This window comes from Methylobacillus sp. DLP286 (assembly GCF_056636515.1).
In genome coordinates, this window is the sequence record NZ_CM153145.1 from 1140508 (window position 1) to 1158579 (window position 18072).

The 18072-nt window shown below is 56.8% G+C and carries 17 protein-coding genes and 2 pseudogenes; 9 read left to right on the forward strand and 10 right to left on the reverse strand.

The window, feature by feature from the left end; all coding sequences use genetic code 11:
- Positions 1-13: 13 nt before the first annotated feature.
- Positions 14-709 carry an MBL fold metallo-hydrolase gene (locus tag ACWXTG_RS05525; protein ID WP_480221214.1) on the forward strand — a complete coding sequence of 232 codons (696 nt, stop codon included), beginning with the start codon at positions 14-16 and terminating at the stop codon, positions 707-709.
- Positions 710-776: 67 nt separating this feature from the next.
- On the forward strand, positions 777-1502 hold the full coding sequence (locus tag ACWXTG_RS05530; protein ID WP_480220994.1) for a Crp/Fnr family transcriptional regulator: 726 nt from the start codon (positions 777-779) through the stop codon (positions 1500-1502).
- Positions 1503-1506: 4 nt separating this feature from the next.
- On the opposite strand, the gene ACWXTG_RS05535 is transcribed toward ACWXTG_RS05530, so the two are convergent.
- The 4 genes from ACWXTG_RS05535 to ACWXTG_RS05550 are packed head-to-tail and all read right to left on the reverse strand — an operon-like array spanning position 1507 to position 5321.
- Positions 1507-2154, reverse strand: a complete 648-nt coding sequence (locus ACWXTG_RS05535) for a hypothetical protein (protein WP_480220995.1) — start codon at positions 2152-2154, stop codon at positions 1507-1509.
- Between the two features lie 19 nt (positions 2155-2173).
- Entirely contained in the window at positions 2174-2539 is a 366-nt protein-coding gene (locus ACWXTG_RS05540; RefSeq protein WP_480220996.1) for a response regulator, read from the reverse strand.
- Positions 2540-2554: 15 nt separating this feature from the next.
- A complete protein-coding gene (locus tag ACWXTG_RS05545) occupies positions 2555-4726 on the reverse strand; it encodes an ATP-binding protein (protein ID WP_480220997.1) in 2172 nt (723 codons plus the stop codon).
- The gene (locus ACWXTG_RS05550) at positions 4701-5321 is read right to left on the reverse strand and encodes a biliverdin-producing heme oxygenase (protein WP_480220998.1); all 621 of its coding nucleotides are present in this window, start codon (positions 5319-5321) and stop codon (positions 4701-4703) included. Before ACWXTG_RS05550 ends, ACWXTG_RS05545 begins: the two co-directional genes overlap by 26 nt.
- Before the next feature lie 256 nt (positions 5322-5577).
- Between ACWXTG_RS05550 and ACWXTG_RS05555 the strand changes: the two genes are divergently transcribed.
- From ACWXTG_RS05555 to ACWXTG_RS05565, 3 genes are read left to right on the forward strand one after another with little or no spacing between them, the layout of a single operon-like run.
- Complete coding sequence (locus ACWXTG_RS05555) at positions 5578-7152, forward strand: peptide chain release factor 3 (protein ID WP_480220999.1); 1575 nt, start codon at positions 5578-5580, stop codon at positions 7150-7152.
- A 5-nt stretch (positions 7153-7157) separates the two neighbouring features.
- Positions 7158-7550, forward strand: a complete 393-nt coding sequence (locus tag ACWXTG_RS05560) for a YchJ family protein (protein WP_407997074.1) — start codon at positions 7158-7160, stop codon at positions 7548-7550.
- Position 7551: 1 nt separating this feature from the next.
- A complete protein-coding gene (locus ACWXTG_RS05565; protein ID WP_480221000.1) occupies positions 7552-8760 on the forward strand; it encodes a glycosyltransferase family 4 protein in 1209 nt (402 codons plus the stop codon).
- A 118-nt stretch (positions 8761-8878) separates the two neighbouring features.
- Here the strand turns inward: ACWXTG_RS05565 and ACWXTG_RS05570 are convergent, their stop codons facing one another.
- Complete coding sequence (locus tag ACWXTG_RS05570) at positions 8879-10285, reverse strand: sensor histidine kinase (RefSeq protein WP_480221001.1); 1407 nt, start codon at positions 10283-10285, stop codon at positions 8879-8881.
- 2 nt (positions 10286-10287) lie between these two features.
- A complete protein-coding gene (locus ACWXTG_RS05575; protein WP_309565568.1) occupies positions 10288-10974 on the reverse strand; it encodes a response regulator transcription factor in 687 nt (228 codons plus the stop codon).
- A gap of 177 nt (positions 10975-11151) precedes the next feature.
- On the opposite strand from ACWXTG_RS05575, the gene ACWXTG_RS05580 reads away from it, so the two are divergent.
- Positions 11152-11682, forward strand: coding sequence for a Spy/CpxP family protein refolding chaperone (locus tag ACWXTG_RS05580; protein ID WP_480221002.1), 531 nt, complete (start codon positions 11152-11154; stop codon positions 11680-11682).
- A 342-nt stretch (positions 11683-12024) separates the two neighbouring features.
- A complete protein-coding gene (locus ACWXTG_RS05585; protein ID WP_309565570.1) occupies positions 12025-12627 on the forward strand; it encodes an EF-hand domain-containing protein in 603 nt (200 codons plus the stop codon).
- Between the two features lie 77 nt (positions 12628-12704).
- On the opposite strand, the gene ACWXTG_RS05590 is transcribed toward ACWXTG_RS05585, so the two are convergent.
- Together ACWXTG_RS05590 and ACWXTG_RS05595 are read right to left on the reverse strand one after the other, a co-directional pair.
- Positions 12705-12986: a type II toxin-antitoxin system RelE family toxin gene (locus tag ACWXTG_RS05590; RefSeq protein WP_480221003.1), complete on the reverse strand. Its 282-nt coding sequence runs from the start codon at positions 12984-12986 to the stop codon at positions 12705-12707.
- The gene (locus tag ACWXTG_RS05595) at positions 12976-13224 is read right to left on the reverse strand and encodes a type II toxin-antitoxin system Phd/YefM family antitoxin (protein WP_480221004.1); all 249 of its coding nucleotides are present in this window, start codon (positions 13222-13224) and stop codon (positions 12976-12978) included. The genes ACWXTG_RS05590 and ACWXTG_RS05595 overlap by 11 nt, the downstream gene beginning before the upstream one ends.
- A 273-nt stretch (positions 13225-13497) precedes the next feature.
- On the opposite strand from ACWXTG_RS05595, the pseudogene ACWXTG_RS05600 reads away from it, so the two are divergent.
- Both ACWXTG_RS05600 and ACWXTG_RS05605 read left to right on the forward strand, forming a co-directional pair.
- Positions 13498-14809 (forward strand): annotated as a pseudogene (locus ACWXTG_RS05600) (IS1380 family transposase).
- 212 nt (positions 14810-15021) lie between these two features.
- Positions 15022-16161: pseudogene (locus ACWXTG_RS05605) on the forward strand (IS3 family transposase).
- 86 nt (positions 16162-16247) lie between these two features.
- Here ACWXTG_RS05605 and ACWXTG_RS05610 read toward each other — a convergent pair.
- On the reverse strand, positions 16248-16958 hold the full coding sequence (locus ACWXTG_RS05610) for a hypothetical protein (protein ID WP_480221005.1): 711 nt from the start codon (positions 16956-16958) through the stop codon (positions 16248-16250).
- 502 nt (positions 16959-17460) lie between these two features.
- Positions 17461-18027: a hypothetical protein gene (locus tag ACWXTG_RS05615; RefSeq protein ID WP_480221006.1), complete on the reverse strand. Its 567-nt coding sequence runs from the start codon at positions 18025-18027 to the stop codon at positions 17461-17463.
- Positions 18028-18072 lie beyond the last annotated feature (45 nt).

The window sequence follows — 18072 nt, forward strand, 5'->3', positions numbered from 1 at the left end:
AGGAACCTCAATGATATTCAGGCAACTGTTTGACCAGGGATCCTCCACTTATACCTACCTGCTCGGCGATGAATCCAGCAAGGAAGCATTGCTGATCGATCCTGTGGATTCAGGGTTCCAGCACTACCTTACATTGCTGGAACAATATGGCCTGGTGCTGAAATACTCCCTGGAAACCCACGTGCATGCCGACCATATTACGGCCAGCGGCCTGCTGCGGCAGGAAACCAATACGCTCACGGGCATTGGCAGCCGTTGCAATGCCTTGCCTGCAGACCTGCAACTGCAGCATGGGGACCAGCTCAGCCTGGGGCACCACATCATCCACGTGCTCGCGACCCCGGGTCACACGGCGGGCAGCGTCAGTTACCTGGTGGATGGCCGTGTATTCACTGGAGATTCCTTGCTGATCAACGGCTGCGGGCGGACCGATTTCCAGGGTGGCGATGCCGGCACGCTCTACGACAGCATCACTCAAAAGCTCTTCACCTTGCAAGACGAAACGCTGGTCTATCCGGGACATGATTACCAGGGCTATCGCGTCAGCGCCATCGGCCAGGAAAAGGCCATCAATCCGAGGCTTGCGGGAAAATCCCGTGAAGAATTCATTGCCATCATGCACGCGCTCGACCTGCCAAAGCCCGAGATGATCGACATTGCGGTGCCAGCCAACCGCAGGCTGGGGATAGAGTCCCTGCCACACGGATGAGCAGGCATTGATAAAGCGGGCGCACAAAGGCCTTCATGGCTACAACCACTCTCACGAGGAAATATTTATGGATACAATGAGCGAGTACCTGCGGCAACAAAAAGCCTTTAAAACCCACCGGCCTGAGGAAATCGCTTTTATCGAACAACTCAAGCAGCGCCAACTCACTTTGCCGGCCGCCAAGTTGATCGTGGAAGAAGGCACCAGCTCGACACAGCTTTACACTTTGCTTGACGGCTGGGCCTACCGCTACCGCGCCTTGAAGAACGGCAACCGCCAGATCCTCAATTTCCTGTTGCCCGGAGATTTGATCGGATTGCAGCAGAACCTGCTGGACAACAGCGACAGCAGCGTGCAATCCCTGACGCCCGTTACCTTATGCGAACTGGACAAGAACAGGCTCTGGTCGCTTTACGAGCATCACCCTTCGCTGGCATACGATATCACCTGGCTATGCGCGCAAGAAGAGAGAATCGTCGACGACAACCTGGTCAACGTAGGCGCGCGCAATGGTCAGGAGAAAATTGCCATGCTGCTGTTGCATCTCTACAAACGCTATAAATCCATCTACCCCATGCCTGGAAAAACGATTCCCTTTCCATTGACGCAACAGGAAATCGCCGACTCGCTGGGGCTATCGCTCGCCCATACCAACAAGACCTTGCGCAAACTGGAAAAGCTCGGGCTGCACAGCATCAACAACAATTCGCTGACTATCTACGATGAAAAAATGCTGGCCAGCCTCGCGGATTATTTCTATGCGCCGCTCAAGCCCCGGCCCTTGCTTTGCTAGGCTGTTATGTCCAACTGAAACTGGCCCATTCCTGGCCGAATTTCAGGCGAAACCCGCCGGCATTTGCGACAGCCTCCAACGCAAACTTGTCAATGATGCGCGCATGGGCTTTAGCCCTGCCCTTTGTCTGATTGACATCATAAAATGGCCGTGTCACTTCGACGCACACGGACCTGGGCTCCTTTTGCTCAAGGCGCAAGGTCGCAGGCTCGTTCAGCTGGTCTTCGAAATAGCACAGCAAGGCAAGCCATGCATAGAGAAACGGTTGCTGCCGCACCTCTTCAAGATCCTGGATATCGCTGGGCACATAGTCCATCTTGATATCGCGCAAAGCCAACGGCGCCGTCATCAGCGCAATGCCTTGACGCAATATCTCGGCAGGGATGGCAAGGCCGCTGGCTTCCGGCTCCCATACCTGCAAGGCGCGGATGCCGGTCACCGCCTCGGCCAGCTGCTGATCGATGCGCTCCACCGGCTCGCCCAGCGCTGCCTTGCTGCTCTCGCCTTTCGACAACAGGCGCCTGACGATGGAAGCGCTCATGCGGGCAATGGAGATCGGCCCGACAAGGCCATGCCGCAATGTTGGGAAAATCCGCATGAATATCTCATGCTTGATGCCGGCCACCAGCCACTCCTGCTGTTGTATTGTCATTGGAGAATCCATGGCTTAGTCAAAAGGATTGCAATATGCGTTCCAAGTTATTCATATCCAGCGGCTTCTCCAGGTAGAAGTCAAACAAGTCGCTAGCCTCCTTTCCCAGCTCGGCCTCGGCATAGCCGCTGACGGCGACAAACTTCGGCATCCGGCCGGCAGCCAAGGTCCTCAGCTGCTTGACCAGCGCGACACCTGAAATGTCAGGCAGGTTCAAGTCCATGAACACCACATCGTAATCACGCTGGGAAAGCGCCTGCGGCGCTTCTGCGCCCGCCATGACATAATTCGCTTCGCAATCCAGCATCTCCAGCAGCTCCTTGAAAGTTTCCGCCGCTGCCTGGTAATCCTCGATAATCAATGCCTGCCGCACTTGCCTGTTCAATCCTGCTCCTTTTCGCTACTTGCGTAGCGGTAACTCCACATTGAATACAATTTCCCCGTCCTGGTAACGGTAGCTGATTTCGCCGCCATGCCCCTTCACAATCTCGTTGGCGATATAGAGCCCGAGGCCGAGACCGTTGCGGTTGCGCATATTGAGCTGTTCCTGCCGCTTGAACGGGTTGAACAGGCCTTCCACCGCGCCCGCATCGATCGGCGCGCCCGCGTTATGCACGCTGATATTGAACGCATGCCCGGCGCGCCACATCCTCACCCTCACCCGGCGGCCTGATTCGCCATGGTGCCGCGCATTGCTGATCAGGTTGGCGATCGCCTGCGCGACCCGGTCAGGGTCGACCTGCGCCGTGACCTGGGTCTCGATGTCCGTTTCCATGCTGACGTCGGGATAGGCCGTTAGGTTTTCCTCCACCAGGTCATGCAGCAGCGCGGAAACATCCGTCTCGATAAAACCCAGGTTCAGGCCCAGCCCTGTTTGCAGACGTGCCATGTCCAGCACCTGGTTCACCAGGCGCTGCATGCGGCTGCTTGAATTCTTGATCCGGGCGCTCATGCGTGAGGAGCCGGACTGCATTTCCATCAATTGTGCCGCCATGCTGATGGAATTCAAGGGATCGCGCAAATCATGCCCCAGGATCGCCATGAGTTGCAGGCGCGTCCGCTCGGTTTCCGCGTTGCGCGCATTGCACACCTTGAGCAGCTCGTGCTGCAGGTCGCGGGCGTCAGCCAGGTCGGCAGCGCTCCAGGGTTCGGCTTGGCCCTTGACGGTTTCCTTCCATTCGTCAAACGAGCCGCGCGGCGTCAACCTTGGCCCGAGCGGGCCTGGCTTGTAATGCTTTTCCGGCTTGCCGCCCCAGCTGATGGTATGGATTTGCTCACGCCGCAACAATACGACCCAGCTGGCATTCACCTTGTCTATGTTGAAGGCCAGCAAGCCGCAGAACCTTTCGGTTAAGGCATCCAGCACCGGCGGCATTTCAGCAAGAGTGGAAACATGGTAGAAATCCCTGGCCTCCAGCCCCTGGTTGAGCCATTGCACCAGCTGGCGCCCGAGTTCCTGCGGGATGCCTTCCGTCGCATAGGTTTTATCGCCGTAGCTGACCACCATGGCGTCGCAGGAAATCAGTTCCCTGAGACGATCCAAGCTGGAAAAAAGCGCCGTCGACAGGTCGTCGGATTCGAGAAATTTCATCACCAGGCTCGCACGGTGGTGGCTGCTGGCAATCTGCCTGTCCGCGCTCAAGCGCGTTTCAATATGCTGGATGGCGCTGGCGAGGATATGGCAGAGCACGTCGCAGGCCATACGCACGGAATACGGCACCTGGTACGCGGACATATGGTGACAGGCCATCATGCCCCAGAGCTTGCCGTTGAGCACGATCGAAACGCTCATGGAAGCCCCGACGCCCATGTTGCGCAGGTATTCGATATGGATGGGCGACACGCTGCGCAGCACGCTGCGGCTCATGTCCAGTGGCGGCGTATTCGCAGCCTTAACGACCGGCACTGGCTGGCCGTCGACGTCGGCAATCAGGCGCAGGGTGTTTTCCACGTACATGCGCCTTGCCTGGGCAGGGATGTCGCTTGCGGGATAACGCCTGCCGACCAGGCTGTCGAGATCCTCGCGCTTCGCTTCAGCCACGATGTCGCCGCTGTCGTCATGGCGGAAGCGGTAGGCCATCACGCGGTCGAACCCGGTCAGGCCGCGGAACTCCTCGGCAGCGACGTTGAGCAGGCTTTCTATGCTGCGCTGGCTCTTGATTGCATTGATCGCTTTCTGCGCCTTCACGGAATAAATATTGATGTTCTTGTCGCCGTTGAGGCGCAACTCGAACTCGGCAATGATGCATCTCTGGTTTACATGCAGCACCAGGTCGAATTTCCGGCCCTGCACCTCCAGCTCATGGGTCTGTGCCAGGCCCTCGATCACCACCACGTCCTGCGTGTATTCCTTGATCAATTGATAGGCAGCGGCAGCATGCGGCATGTGGGAAGGCTGCAACACTTCGCCGATCTTGGGCAGGGCGCCCAGCACGGCGTTGGCGCCGCTGCTGTAGTGGCGCAGGTGCCCCTCGAAATCAAAGGCCAGCAGCACGCCATGCGGCTGGATCAGACCCGGGATGTGGATGGGCTCCTGGTCGCAATTATCAAGCGTAACGCTGGCGAGGCTCATGCCGCTCCTTGGTTGCAGACTGCATGACCAACGAGAAATAATGGAACGCCTCGATAGCGCCCTGCTCGGCTTCCTGCAACGTCTGCTCGTTATCCAATACCTGTTCGATCGTCGACCGGAACGTTCGCCACCGGCCTGCGCTTGCCTGGCTGCGCGCAGAGAAGAAATGCATCGGGCAGGAAGGGGATTGCATGTGGCGCAGGCGCTGGTAAAGCACGCTGACCCCGAGATAAGAGCCCTCGATGACATACTGGACGCCCCATGGCACTCCTGGGCCTGCCGGCAGGCTAAAGCCGGCCATGTCCTCGGACTCCGCACCTTCGAGCATATGCGCCGATTCCAGGTCTTGCCGCAATGCGTCTATGCACAAGCGGTTATAGCCCAGCATCGCTGCGGAAAAACCGCTCACGCCGGCCAATACCGCGTTCACCCCGGCCAACCAGCGGTAGCTGAGTTTCAAGTGGGCGATATAATCCTGCTGGCTGGGGGCAATGCCAGCTAACGGCAACGCACTGTCGATATTTCGATGCAGTGCGGCGATGGCCTGCCTCAACCTTGATAAAACCTCTAGAGCCTGATTGTTATTGTTACTCACGCTGCCCCCCTGGTTTTTATAAGCTGCAAGTGGATTATAGAAAAACCATATACTTAGCAATATGTCTTTTCACATAATGAATGTCGATGACGTATATCTTACCCCCTTGCAGCGACGTTATGTTTTTATCATCTTTTCATTACTTTTTGTAGTGAGCGCAGCAAGCACGGCATCATACCCGCGAAAACATAAATAAAAACGGAACTGCCGCGCAAAAAGGTAAAATAAGCCTTTTGCCCAAATCCCCAATTTAGATATGTCCAGTTTCAGCTCAGAAGTCCAACGCCGCCGCACCTTTGCGATCATCTCCCACCCGGATGCGGGTAAAACCACGCTCACCGAAAAACTGCTCTGGTTCGGCGGCGCCATCCAGGTGGCTGGTGAAGTGCGTGGACGCAAGGCGGCACGCCATGCCACTTCGGACTGGATGGAGCTGGAAAAGCAGCGCGGCATTTCCGTCACCTCCTCCGTCATGCAGTTCCCCTATCGCGAACACATGATCAACCTGCTCGACACACCAGGGCACGACGATTTCTCGGAAGACACTTACCGCACGCTTACCGCCGTGGATTCCGCCGTCATGGTGATCGACTCGGTCAATGGCGTGGAAGCGCAGACCATTAAGCTGCTCAACGTCTGCCGCATGCGCGACACGCCCATCCTCACATTCATCAACAAGCTGGACCGCGAATCGCGCGCGCCGATCGAACTACTCGATGAGATTGAATCCACGCTGGGCATGCAATGCGCCCCGATGACCTGGCCGATCGGCATGGGCAAGAGCTTCCGCGGCGTCTACCATTTGTACAACGACACCATCAGCTTCTTCGACCCGCATGCGGAGAAAGGCACGGCCGAAATCATCCAGGGCCTGGACAACCCGCGCCTGGACGAATTGATCGGCTCGCAAGCCGACGATCTGCGCGTGGATGTCGAATTGGTGCGTGGCGCCTCGAATGCGTTCGACAAGCAGGCCTACCTCGATGGCAAGCAAACGCCGGTGTTCTTCGGCTCCGCCATCAACAACTTCGGCGTGCAGTCGCTGCTCGACGCCGTTGTCGACCTGTCGCCCTCACCTCTGCCGCGCAATACCGCCAGCCGCAGCGTTGACCCCAAGGAGGAAAAATTCTCCGGCTTCGTGTTCAAGATCCAGGCGAATATGGACCCCAAGCACCGCGACCGCATCGCCTTCCTGCGCATCTGCTCGGGCCGCTTCGAGCGCGGCATGAAGATCAAGCAGGTCGCAAGCGGCAAGACATTGTCGGTAAACAATGCCATCACCTTCATGGCGCAAGACCGCACCACCATGGACGAGGCCTATTCCGGCGATATCATCGGCATCCCCAACCACGGCACGGTCAAGCTCGGCGACACCTTCACCGAAGGCGAGAACCTCAAGTTCATCGGCATTCCGTCTTTCGCCCCTGAATATTTCCGCCGCGCGCGCATCAAGAACCCGATGAAGATGAAGCAATTGCAGATCGGCCTCAAGCAACTGGCCGAGGAAGGCGCCTCGCAATTGTTCCGCCCGTTGCTTTCCAACGACCTCATCCTCGGCGCCATCGGCCTGTTGCAGTTCGACGTGGTGGCGCACCGCCTCGAACATGAATACGGCGTGGACGTCGTATTCGAGAGCTACGATTGCGCCACCGCGCGCTGGCTACGCGGACCGGATGCAGACCTCAAGGCGATTGCCGACAAGTACGGCTTCAATGTCGCGCTGGACGGCAACGAGGAATACGTCTATCTCGCGCCCAACCGCGTCAACCTACAAATGGCGCAGGAACGCTACCCCGACATCGAGTTCCTCGAAACCCGCGAGATTTTCTGAGCCCGATGAAACCAAGCGACCCTTGCCCTTGTGAAAGCGGCACTGCCTACAAGCGGTGCTGCAGGCGCTGGCACCAGGGAGAGCCCGCGCCCGACGCCGAAGCGCTCATGCGTTCGCGCTACACGGCCTATGCGTTAGGTCTGAATGATTACCTGCTGCATACCTGGCACCCCTCTACTCGTCCAGGCTCCTTGCAGGACGAAGCGGGTGCCCAGCCACCGAAATGGCTAGGCCTCAAAATCGTACAGCATGAGGCAACCGGCGGCGACCGCGCTATTGTCGAGTTCATTGCCCGCTACAAGGTAAACGGCAAGGCGGAGAAACTCCACGAGAACAGCCGCTTTGTGCGCGAACATGGACAATGGCTGTACGTTGACGGCGACTTCATCGAGGACTGACATGAATATCCTCTTCATCCACCAGAACTTCCCCGGGCAATTCCGCCATATTGCCCAATCCCTGGTCGATGAAGGTGGACATCAAGTGCTGAGCCTGTGCGAAGCCCATGCCCCCGGCATGCAGGGCGTGCAGCGCATGGAATATAAGCCGGCACGCGCCGCCACCCAGGGCGTGCATGCCTACCTGGCGCCCGTGGAAGAACATGTGATCCGCGGCCAGAGCGTCGCTCGCGCGCTATTGCATTTGAAAGAAAAAGGCTACCGGCCAGACATCATCGTCGCCCATATGGGCTGGGGCGAGGCGATATACCCCAAGGACATCTACCCCGGCGTGCCGCTGGTCACGTTTTTCGAGTTCTTTTACCAACCGACAGGCGCCGATGCCGGTTTCGACCCCGAATACCCGCTCGCGCTGGACGACTTCCTGCGCATCCGCACCAAGAACATCACCAACCTGCTCTCGCTACATGCCGCCGACATCGGCATCAGCCCGACCGCATGGCAGCGTAGCCTTTATCCGCAGGAATACCAGCACAAGATCCGGCTGATCCATGAAGGCATCAATACCGATGCCGCCCGCCCCGACCCCACCGCCTGGCTGCAGCTCGGTTCCGGCCTGAGGCTCACACGCAAGGACGAAGTGGTCACCTATGTGTCGCGCAATCTCGAACCCTATCGTGGCTTCCACATCCTCATGCGTTCATTACCCGAAATCCTCAGGCGCAGGCCCAAGTGCCATGTATTGATCGTGGGAGGCGACGATGTCAGCTATGGCCGCAAACTGCCACCAGGCGAAACCTACCGGGCCAGGCTGTTGCGGGAAATCCCTGGCCTGGACCTCGGCCGCATGCACTTCCTCGGCAAGCTGCCCTACCAGCAATACCTGCGCGTACTGCAAGTGTCCGCAGCGCACGTCTACCTGACCGTGCCTTTCGTGCTGTCGTGGTCGATGCTGGAAGCCATGTCCGCAGGCTGCCTGGTGATAGGCTCGCGCACCGCGCCGGTGGAGGAAGTAATTCGCCATGAAGAGAACGGGTTGCTGGTGGATTTTTTCTCCGGCGAGCAACTCGCGGATGCCATAGACCGGGTATTTGTAGCGCCAGACCAACTGCAACCCATGCGCGACGCCGCCCGCGCCACCATCATTGAGCGCTACCCGTTGAGCCAAGGCATCTCGGCCTACCGCCAACTGTTCAACGAACTGCTATAAGGGCGCTGAGAAGGCTCTTCTGATGATGTCGCTCTGCCTTGCTGCGCTCCTGCTTGCGGCAGAATTACTGTATGTTGTTGGCGAACCCAAGCATAGAATATAGCCAGCCAGGCATTGCTCAAGCTACCGGCAACGAGATTTCCACCACCAAGCCGCCGCCCTGGCGGTTTTGCAGCCTGATATTGCCGCCGTGCAGGTCCAGCACCTGCTTGGTGATGGCCAACCCCAGGCCGTGCCCGCTGACGTTGCCAGCGCTATCGGCGCGGTAGAATGGCTGGAAAATATTGTCGAGCTCGGTTTCAGGGATGCCAGACCCGCGATCCGACACCAGCACCGTTAGGGCCCCATCCCTGCCCTGGGTTTCCAGGCTGACCTCGCTATAGTCGGGACTGTACTTGATGGCGTTGCGCAGCACGTTTTCCAGCGCGCGATACAACAGGTCCGGCTGCGCCTCTATTTCAGCGTCCGCCTCTATCCGGCTCTGGATATCCACATGCTTGGCCGAAGCCTCGAAACGCGCATCCTCGACCACGCCTTCCAGCAACTCGCTGAGCATAATCCTTTCCTTCTTGACCGCCATGATGCCCGACTCAAGCCTGGACAGCTCCAACACCTCGCCCAGCAATTTATCCATGCGCATGGATTCCATCTCGATGCGGTCCAGGGTATCCCCCAGCCGTTCCGGATTCTGCTTGGCAAGGCCGATGCCCATCTGCAGGCGCGCCAACGGGGAGCGCATTTCGTGCGAGACGTAATGCAACAGACGTTTCTGCCCCTGCATGAGGGCATGCAGCTGCTCGGTCATGCGGTCGAAACCACGCCCCAGGTCCGCCAACTCGTCGCGCCGCCTGCCCATGGCCGGGCTGACCTTGTCCTTGAGGTTGCCTCCCGCCACGCGCGCAAACGCGCCGCGTAATTCCTTGATCGGCTTGGAAACATACCAGGCCAGCAATGCGGCAAACACCAGGCTGGCAATCAGGCCAGCCCATACCGGCGTCCAGGGGAACATCGGGCCGTGCTGATCGGGCGGGCCGCCTATCCTACCGGGGGGCCCGGGCGGACGGCGATCACCGTAGATTGCCTGCGGCGGCATACCAGGAGGCATAGCGCCGAAGCCGGGACCCATGCGGCGCCCGTCCAGCGTGAACAGGCGGATGGACTTGCCTTGGCTATCATGCCCGACGGCAACCCCGCGCCCGGAACGCAATATTTCCTCGATACCAGCAGGCAAGGAACGCTGCAGCAGTTCCTGTCCGGCCTCATCGACGGCGAACACCTGGGGCATCTGCCGCTGCGACCATAGCCGCAACAAATCCGACAACCCAGCCTCCCCGCCATAATGCAAGGCGCCCTTTGCCGCTTCCAGCAATGCCATTTCCATCGGCCCGCTGCGCAGCAATTCGCGCGCCTGCCTTTCATTGGCCTGCTGCTGCGCGGAAACCCAGAAAAACAGGCTTACCCCGATGATGGAGGCCATCTGTGCAAGCACGAAAAAGGAGAAGAATTTCCAGAACAGGCGGCCCATGGCTATTCTTTGATCAGCTGGTAACCCATGCGGTAGACGGTTTGGATGCATTGACGACCGTCGGCAAGCGTACCCAGCTTCTGGCGTATGCTGCTCAAATGCACGTCGATGGTACGGTCAAAACGCGACAACGGACGTCCCAGGCCCAGTGTCGAGAGATCACTCTTGCTGACCACGCGCCCTGCCTGCCTGACCAGGACCTCCAGCAGGTTGAACTCGGTGCTGGTCAGGTTCACAGGCTGGCCCGCCCACTCTACCAGACGCCGCTCCGGCCAGAGCGTCAACGGCCCCACGGCGATATGATGGGCCTGCGGCTGCTGGTCGGTCGGCACGATGCGGCGCAGGATGGCGCGGATGCGCGCCACCAACTCTCGCGGGGTGCAGGGCTTGGGCACGTAATCATCGGCCCCGAGCTCCAGGCCGACAATCCGGTGCTCATCATCGCCCTTGGCGGTGAGCATCAAGACCGGCACGTTGCTGGAGGCGCGAATGCGCCGCAGCACCTCTATGCCATTGAGCTTGGGCATCATGACATCCAGCACGATCAGCGCGGGCTTGAGCGACTCGGCATAGACGACCCCGGTTTCACCGTCGTGCGCGCACTCCACGTCAAACCCCTCCTGCACGAGGTATTCCCTGATCAGGTTGACCAGCTCCACATCGTCGTCGATCAATAGTACTTTAGCCATAAGATTCTGAATGCTGAGATGTTGAATAGTATTTTTGCAATCACATCATAACGATTCGCCTATGCCGGCGACATGCCCGGCCGCCTACTTTTACCTATCTTTACCCCTGGTTAACAGCATCTAACAACTCGCGGCGGCAGAATTTCCCCATACCTACCGTGAATAGAAAGGACGCACATGAACCCCAGCAGCATCCCATCCATGATCCTCATGGCAGCATTCGCAATATCAAGCACATGGGCCAGCGCCGAGCCCCCGTTGCGCGAAGACGGCCCGCCAAGGCCGGGCCCCGGCTTTATCCAGGAGGCCCCGGGCTTTGCCCTGCCGCCTCACCTTGCTGGCCTGGAGCTCAGCGAGGCTCAGGAAGATAAAATATTCTATCTCCTGCATGCCGAAGCGCCCGCAATACGCAACAACTTCAAGCAGCAGCGCAAACTACGCGAGGAAATAGACAAACTGAGCACTGCGCCCAGCTTCGATGAAAAGAAAGCCAGGCAATTGGCCGCAGAACTCGCGCGCGTGCAAAGTGATGCCATCTTCTCCCGAGTCAGTACAGAATCGCGCATTCGCGCACTGCTCACGCCCGAGCAACTTGGCAAGCTGGATGAAAGAAAAGAGCTGGGCAAGGGCCGGCCCGACCTGCGCCCATTCCCTGCAAGCAAGCCATGGGAAGGCCGCCCGAAAGAGGATCGCCCCAGGCCCATTTAATTATTCAACATCGCTATCCTGCGGACAATGCAAGGAAATACGACCAAGGCAGAACCAGCCGCTCAGGACGCCCCCTGTCATGCCGGACTTGATCCGGCATCTTGCAATACCCCCACCATCTCCCACCAGATCCCGGCTCAAGGCCGGGATGACAATCAATTGTGAATAAACGACGGCAAATATCCTTTTATGGGATAGCGCAGTATCCAGATGACATTAGGGTTTACACAGCTTTACCCGGCTTTACACCTCGCAGGCAAAAAATAAGCGCATCATGCCCGTTAGAAACTCCAGGAGCCGGGCAACCGCCCGGCCGACAGCGCGACCAATCAGGAGAACAACATGATCAACAGCATTTCCGGCAACGCATCCCAAATTGCCAGCTCGATTTTCAGCAAGCTGGACACCAGCAACAAAGGCTATATCGAACAAGCGGACCTGCAGTCCGTGCTCAGCAAACTGAATGGCAACGACGACAGCAGCGATGCAGACGAGTTGTTCAGCACACTGGATAGCGACAGCGACGGCAAATTGACGGAATCGGAACTCAGCAGCGGCATCAGCAACCTCCTGAGCGAACTGAACAGCCAATTCAACAATGCACGCGTGCAAGGCGGCATGCCACCTCCACCTCCTCCGCAAAACGAAGAGGACGATGAAGGCTATACCCAGGAAGAATTGGAAAGCATTGCCTCCACTACATCTGATACCAACCTCGCCAACCTGGCGAGCAGCGTCGCCGCCAATTTCGAGGCTGCTGACACCAACCAGGACGGCAAGGTAAGCGCCAAGGAAGCGATGGAATACCAACGCCAGAACGACAGCAACCAGGCAAAACAGCAGGACGCAAACAGCATCAACCGGCAGATCGGGCAGTTGATTGCGGCGTATGGCATTAGCAGTGATGATTCCAGCGTTAGCAGTTCGCTTAGCTTGGCGGCCTGATAAGCGTATATAAACACCAAAGGCACTTTTAAAAGTGCCTTTGATTTCATTTTTCGCTATTGCCCCAGCGCTACTCGCTAACGCTTTACCGCAGCCTTATATACTGCGTTACGCTCACGCTTGCCAACGGCCACCACAATAACAATCAGCTCATTGTCACGGACCTCATACACAAGCCTATAGCCCACACTACGCAGCTTGATCTTGTAACGGTCTTTCTGACCACTTAACTTGGCAGCAGGCACACGCGGGTTCTCTAACCGTTCCGCAAGCTTGGCCTTGAATTGCTCGCGAGTGTGATTGTCCAGCTTGCGCCACTCCTTCAAAGCCTCTTCCAGAAAGCCGAGTTCAAATTTCATCAAGCTGAACTCGGATGACAGGCTGCCCTTCGCGTGCATCCGCAATGGCACTCAGCTCCATATCTTCAAGCTTCTCAAGCAAGACCTCGTAAGCCTTCGCAGGCACGCAGTAAAAGGCAGGCGCATTCCGATTAAGAATCGCCACTGGGAATCCCTCTCCAGCAGCAACGGTACCCATGGGATTCTTTTTTAGTTCGGAAATGCTCGCGGTGGTTTCAGCTAATATCAAGTTGGACATGATCATTCCAAGGTCTATTTAATGATATTGATCATAGTACCTTTAAATGGTCTTATCAATATTGATCGCTAACAAGAAAGCATAAAGATTATATCGAATAAGCGGACAATCGGCAGATCGAGCAGTTGATTGCTTCGTATGGCAATGGTGATGGTGAAGCTTTGAATCGCCCCGGAACCATTAGCCCGGAAATTTCACCAAAAGGAATCGGCGCATACCTTTAAGCCCGCATAAAATCGAGGTGCGAAACAAGATTTTGGGAAGGTAGCGCCGATGCCAAATCGTACCACTGAAGAGCTGAACTTTGGGCGCCTTGGACGCCGTCATTTGCAGGCCAATTTCCAGGGCGGTGACCTCAGTTCCGATGGCGGGCTGATGCTGTTGCGACAGATTGATGCACGCACCGGTTTGTCGCGTCTGGCCGCCAAGGCCCTGACCGATCGGCGTGCCGGGGGTCGGATTCGCCACCGCCTGCGCGATCTCATCGCCCAGCGCCTGTATGGCCTGTGCTGCGGCTACGAAGACCTGAACGATCACGACACGCTGCGCTCGGACCTGTTGATGCAAACGGCCGTCGGGCGCGATCAGACACTGGCCAGCTCGCCCACACTCAGTCGGCTCGAGACCGGTGCCAGCCGCGCCGATGCCTGGGCGCTGCATCAGATTCTGGTCGAGCACTTCATTGCCAGCTTTGCCAGCCCACCCCAAGAGTTGATTCTGGATGTCGACACCTCGGATATCCCGTTACATGGTGAACAGGAACTCAAACAGTTCCACGCCTATTACGACCACCACTGCTACCTGCCGCTGTACGTGTTCTGCGGCCAGTCGATGCTGGCCTGCCTGCTGCGACCCAGCCGCATTGATGGTGCCCGACATGCGTCGGCCGTGCTGCGGCTGCTGGTGACGCGGCTGCGTCAAGTCTGGCCGCAGGTGAAGATCATCATCCGGGGCGACTCCGGGTTCTGTCGTCAGCGGCTGCTGCGCTGGTGCGAACGGGCCAATGTGCAGTACATCATCGGCCTGGCTCGCAACACCCGCCTTCAGGCGCGTGTGAAACTGGCCGAACAGGTACTCGAGCGTGACTACCGACGCACCGGATCCAAGCAGCGCCTGGTCAGCGAATTCATCTATGCGGCCGCCTCCTGGAACCGACCGCGACGCGTACTCACCCGCCTGGAATACGGCGTCCAGGGCGTGAACCCGCGCTTCGTCGTCACCAACATTGCGGGCTCTGAGGCCGATGCGGTACGACCAGCTGTATTGTGCCCGGGGTGAGGCCGAGAACCGCATCAAGGAAGCACAGCTCGACCTGTTCGGCACCCGCGCCAGTTGCCACCGGTTTGCGGCTAACCAATTCCGGCTGCTGCTGGCCGCGCTGGCCTACACCCTGATGCAGCGCCTGCGCGAATTGGCCCTGCGCGGCACAGAACTGGAACGGGCCAGCGCCGCTACCATCCGTGTGCGACTGCTCAAGATCGGGGCGGCCATCGTGCGCAATACCTGGCGCGTTCGAATCCTGTTGGCCTCACACCATCCCTTGCGCCACGTGTTCGCCCACGCGGCACACGCCATGGCCCCGTAGTTCTGAAAAAGTGCTGTCCCCGGCACGCTATAAAGCCATGGGGGTTGGGGCAATTGCGCCTGTGGCATCAAAAAAACACCATCCGCGCCGTCATCTTGTCTTCGCCGCGAACGACTCCAGCCAAATCGGCCGAAAAACGCTCGGATCACTTGGCTGATGAAAAGTCCGGGTTAGACGCTCCGAAGCCTTAAACTTAGGCAAAAGGAGAAGTCATGAGCAGCAAGCGTTACCCGGAAGAGTTCAAGATTGAAGCGGTCAAACAGGTCACGGATCGTGGTCATCCCGCCTCAGAAGTGGCGAGTCGATTGGGCGTGACGTTGCCGACCCTGTACGAGTGGCTGAAGCGTTACAGCGTGCCCGAGGTTGAGCGTAGCGAGTTGCAAGGCCAGGCGGCAGAAATTCGCCGACTCAAGGCCGAACTGAAGCGGGTCAGCGAGGAGCGCGACATCCTAAAAAAGGCCGCAGCGTACTTTGCCAAAGAGTCCCGGTAAGGTACTCAATCCCATGAAACGCAGTATCCGGTGCGCCGGCTCTGCCACATGATGGCCGTTCATCCCAGCGGCTATTACGCTTGGAAGGCCGAACCCGTGTTGCCTCGTCAGCAGGATGATCAACGACTGCTGGGGCTGATCAAGCAATCCTGGTTGGAGAGCGGTGGCGTCTATGGTTATCGCAAGATTGCACATGACCTGCGCGATCTGGGCGAGCGCTGCGGCAAACATCGGGTTTATCGTTTGATGAGGCAGGAAGGGCTGCGGGCACAGGTGGGCTACCGTCGTCGGGCCGGTCGCTACGGCAAGCCCGCGGTCGTGGCTGAGAATCAGCTGGAGCAGAAATTCGATGTCGAAGCGCCCAATCAGGTTTGGGTGACAGACATCACCTATATCCGAACCAACGAAGGCTGGTTGTATCTGGCCGTGGTACTGGACCTGTTCTCGCGTCAGGTCATCGGATGGTCGATGCGCTCGCGGATCGATAGCGAACTGGCAATCAATGCCTTGCTGATGGCGGTCTGGCGGCGAAATCCCACGGCGCCCGTGATCGTCCATTCGGACCAGGGATGCCAGTACAGCAGCCACAACTGGCAAGCCTTTCTGAAAGCCCATGGCCTGGTGGCCAGCATGAGCCGACGGGGAAATTGCTATGACAACGCTGTCGCTGAGAGTTTCTTCCAGCTACTCAAACGGGAGCGAATCCGCCGCAAAACCTATCTCGACCGCGAGGAAGCTCGCCGGGATGTCTTCAACTACATCGAGATATTTTATAACCCGAAACGTCGCCATGGTTATGCAAACGACGTTTCTCCGGTAGAGTTCGAAAATCAGTATTTCAACCGGCTACAGAGTGTCTAGAAAAGCCGGGGCGATTCAAGGTGAAGCATCGGCTTGAATGAATTTTTAGACTGCAGACGAGCACTCTAAGAAATTGATGAAGCCTTTCAAACTACACTTATGTCTGAACAGCGTGCCCCGCACACCTTGCAAATCAGTTTTTTCTTCAAATCATCAAGGGAGAATCCCTTGTTGGCATAAGTGAGAAGCTGATTGCAGGAAATGATTGCAGGATCATCACCCGGTCTGCAAAGGTAAGTTTTGCACAATACCCTCATGTGGAGTCCGCTATCAGCCCACGAACGAAGGCTTTGTGTTGCTTTATCCAAGTCGTCCAGGATTATTTGCAACCTAAGCAGTTCGTCTTGAATCCAAATCTCAGCATCTCCGTCTTGTCGTTTGATAATGGAGCGATGGACTTTAAATTTCGTCTCCTTTGGCTCTAGGCTCTTTCCTTGCTTGTACGCAGTGGTGGTACTTCGACTAACCATCGCGGTGTAGTCGAAATCGTCCTCATAAGTGCTGTTAAATACAACCACTATCGAGGAATTACTCGAGGTTTTCCGGTCATGACTGTTCTCATACACGATTTCATAGAAATCTTCGAATGGCATTCCGTCATAGTCAGTTGTTTTAAGCAATCTAATATGCTGAGTTCGACGCAAGTAACTACTGTAGCCTACCCATCGGATCACTATGGCAGCTAATTGTTGTAATGATAAATTTTTAATCGAAGAGTGCTGCGTCTTCGTATCTCCGTGATAAACAAAATAATCTTTATAAACAGTAAGTCCTGACATATTTCTTTGCGTGGTCATTGTTAGTGACGCCTTAGCTTAAGTGAATCGCAAGCTAACATTTTGCCCGGAGATCGTTTTGTACCCTGAGAATCGCAGACCGATGCTCTACAAACAAATTTCCAGTATTCGACATGATACTAATCAGGTCATTTAGTAAGGAGAGGTGCTCAGGTTTTACATCATCTGGTAACAGTTCTGCAAGCAGGACGTTCAGCTCTACCATTTTTTCTGGCGTAGACGGTGTGTCTAGCTCCTCTGCTAAAAGAATAAGTCTGTCGTACTCAAAGTTCACTGATATGTCCCCAAAAATTTGCAAATCAAACATAGTACCGAATGCAGCATAACTATATTTAGACAATCGCACCGCATTGAATGAGATTTAGCCAACTCACTCATGTGCACCGACACTCCTTCTGTGTTTCCCAACACTTGTTGTAATTTACTACTGATTGCGGATAGAAATAATCTGCTTGCTTCAATCCATGTAGCATTTCAACAGTTCATCAAAGATGACCTACACCTACTCACTCGCAAACGCCTCACACAGCATGCTGAGCAAAGCCCCCAGCATCGGCACCAACTCCTCCTTGTCGAATGGCGCTTCTTCATCCGTCGCGGCAATCACGAAGGCCATAAGCACTTTCTCGATATCCTGGCGGTAATTCATCCAGTGCTCGGCCTCGGCATCGCCTATCAATTGGTATTTATGGTTGCCGGATTCGATAATCTCGGCCAGTTCCTCGTTTTCCAGTTCGGCGAACAATGAGCGTGCAATGGTGATGGCGGCCGTCTTGTAATCCGGCTCTATGCCTTCGTCCCCCAACGGGAGGGTCAGGTAGGTATAGGCCAGCATCGCGTACGCCTGGTACACGGCCAACATGTCGAAGTTTTCCACGCGCTCGTCCGCAGGCGAACGGCCTGCGTGCTGGATCGCGCGGAAGGTGATGTAGCAGGCTAGGTAGGTCGAAGCCTCCAGCGCATCATAATCTTCCAGCTTGGTGCTGGGGAGCTCACCGGCATTGGTACGCGCCTCGTTGAGGCACAGGGCGTAAGTCAGGCTCAGCCTTTGCGAATAACTTATTTCCATTGCTTTCCTTTTTAATTCTTTTGGCGATTATCTTGACGGATCGTA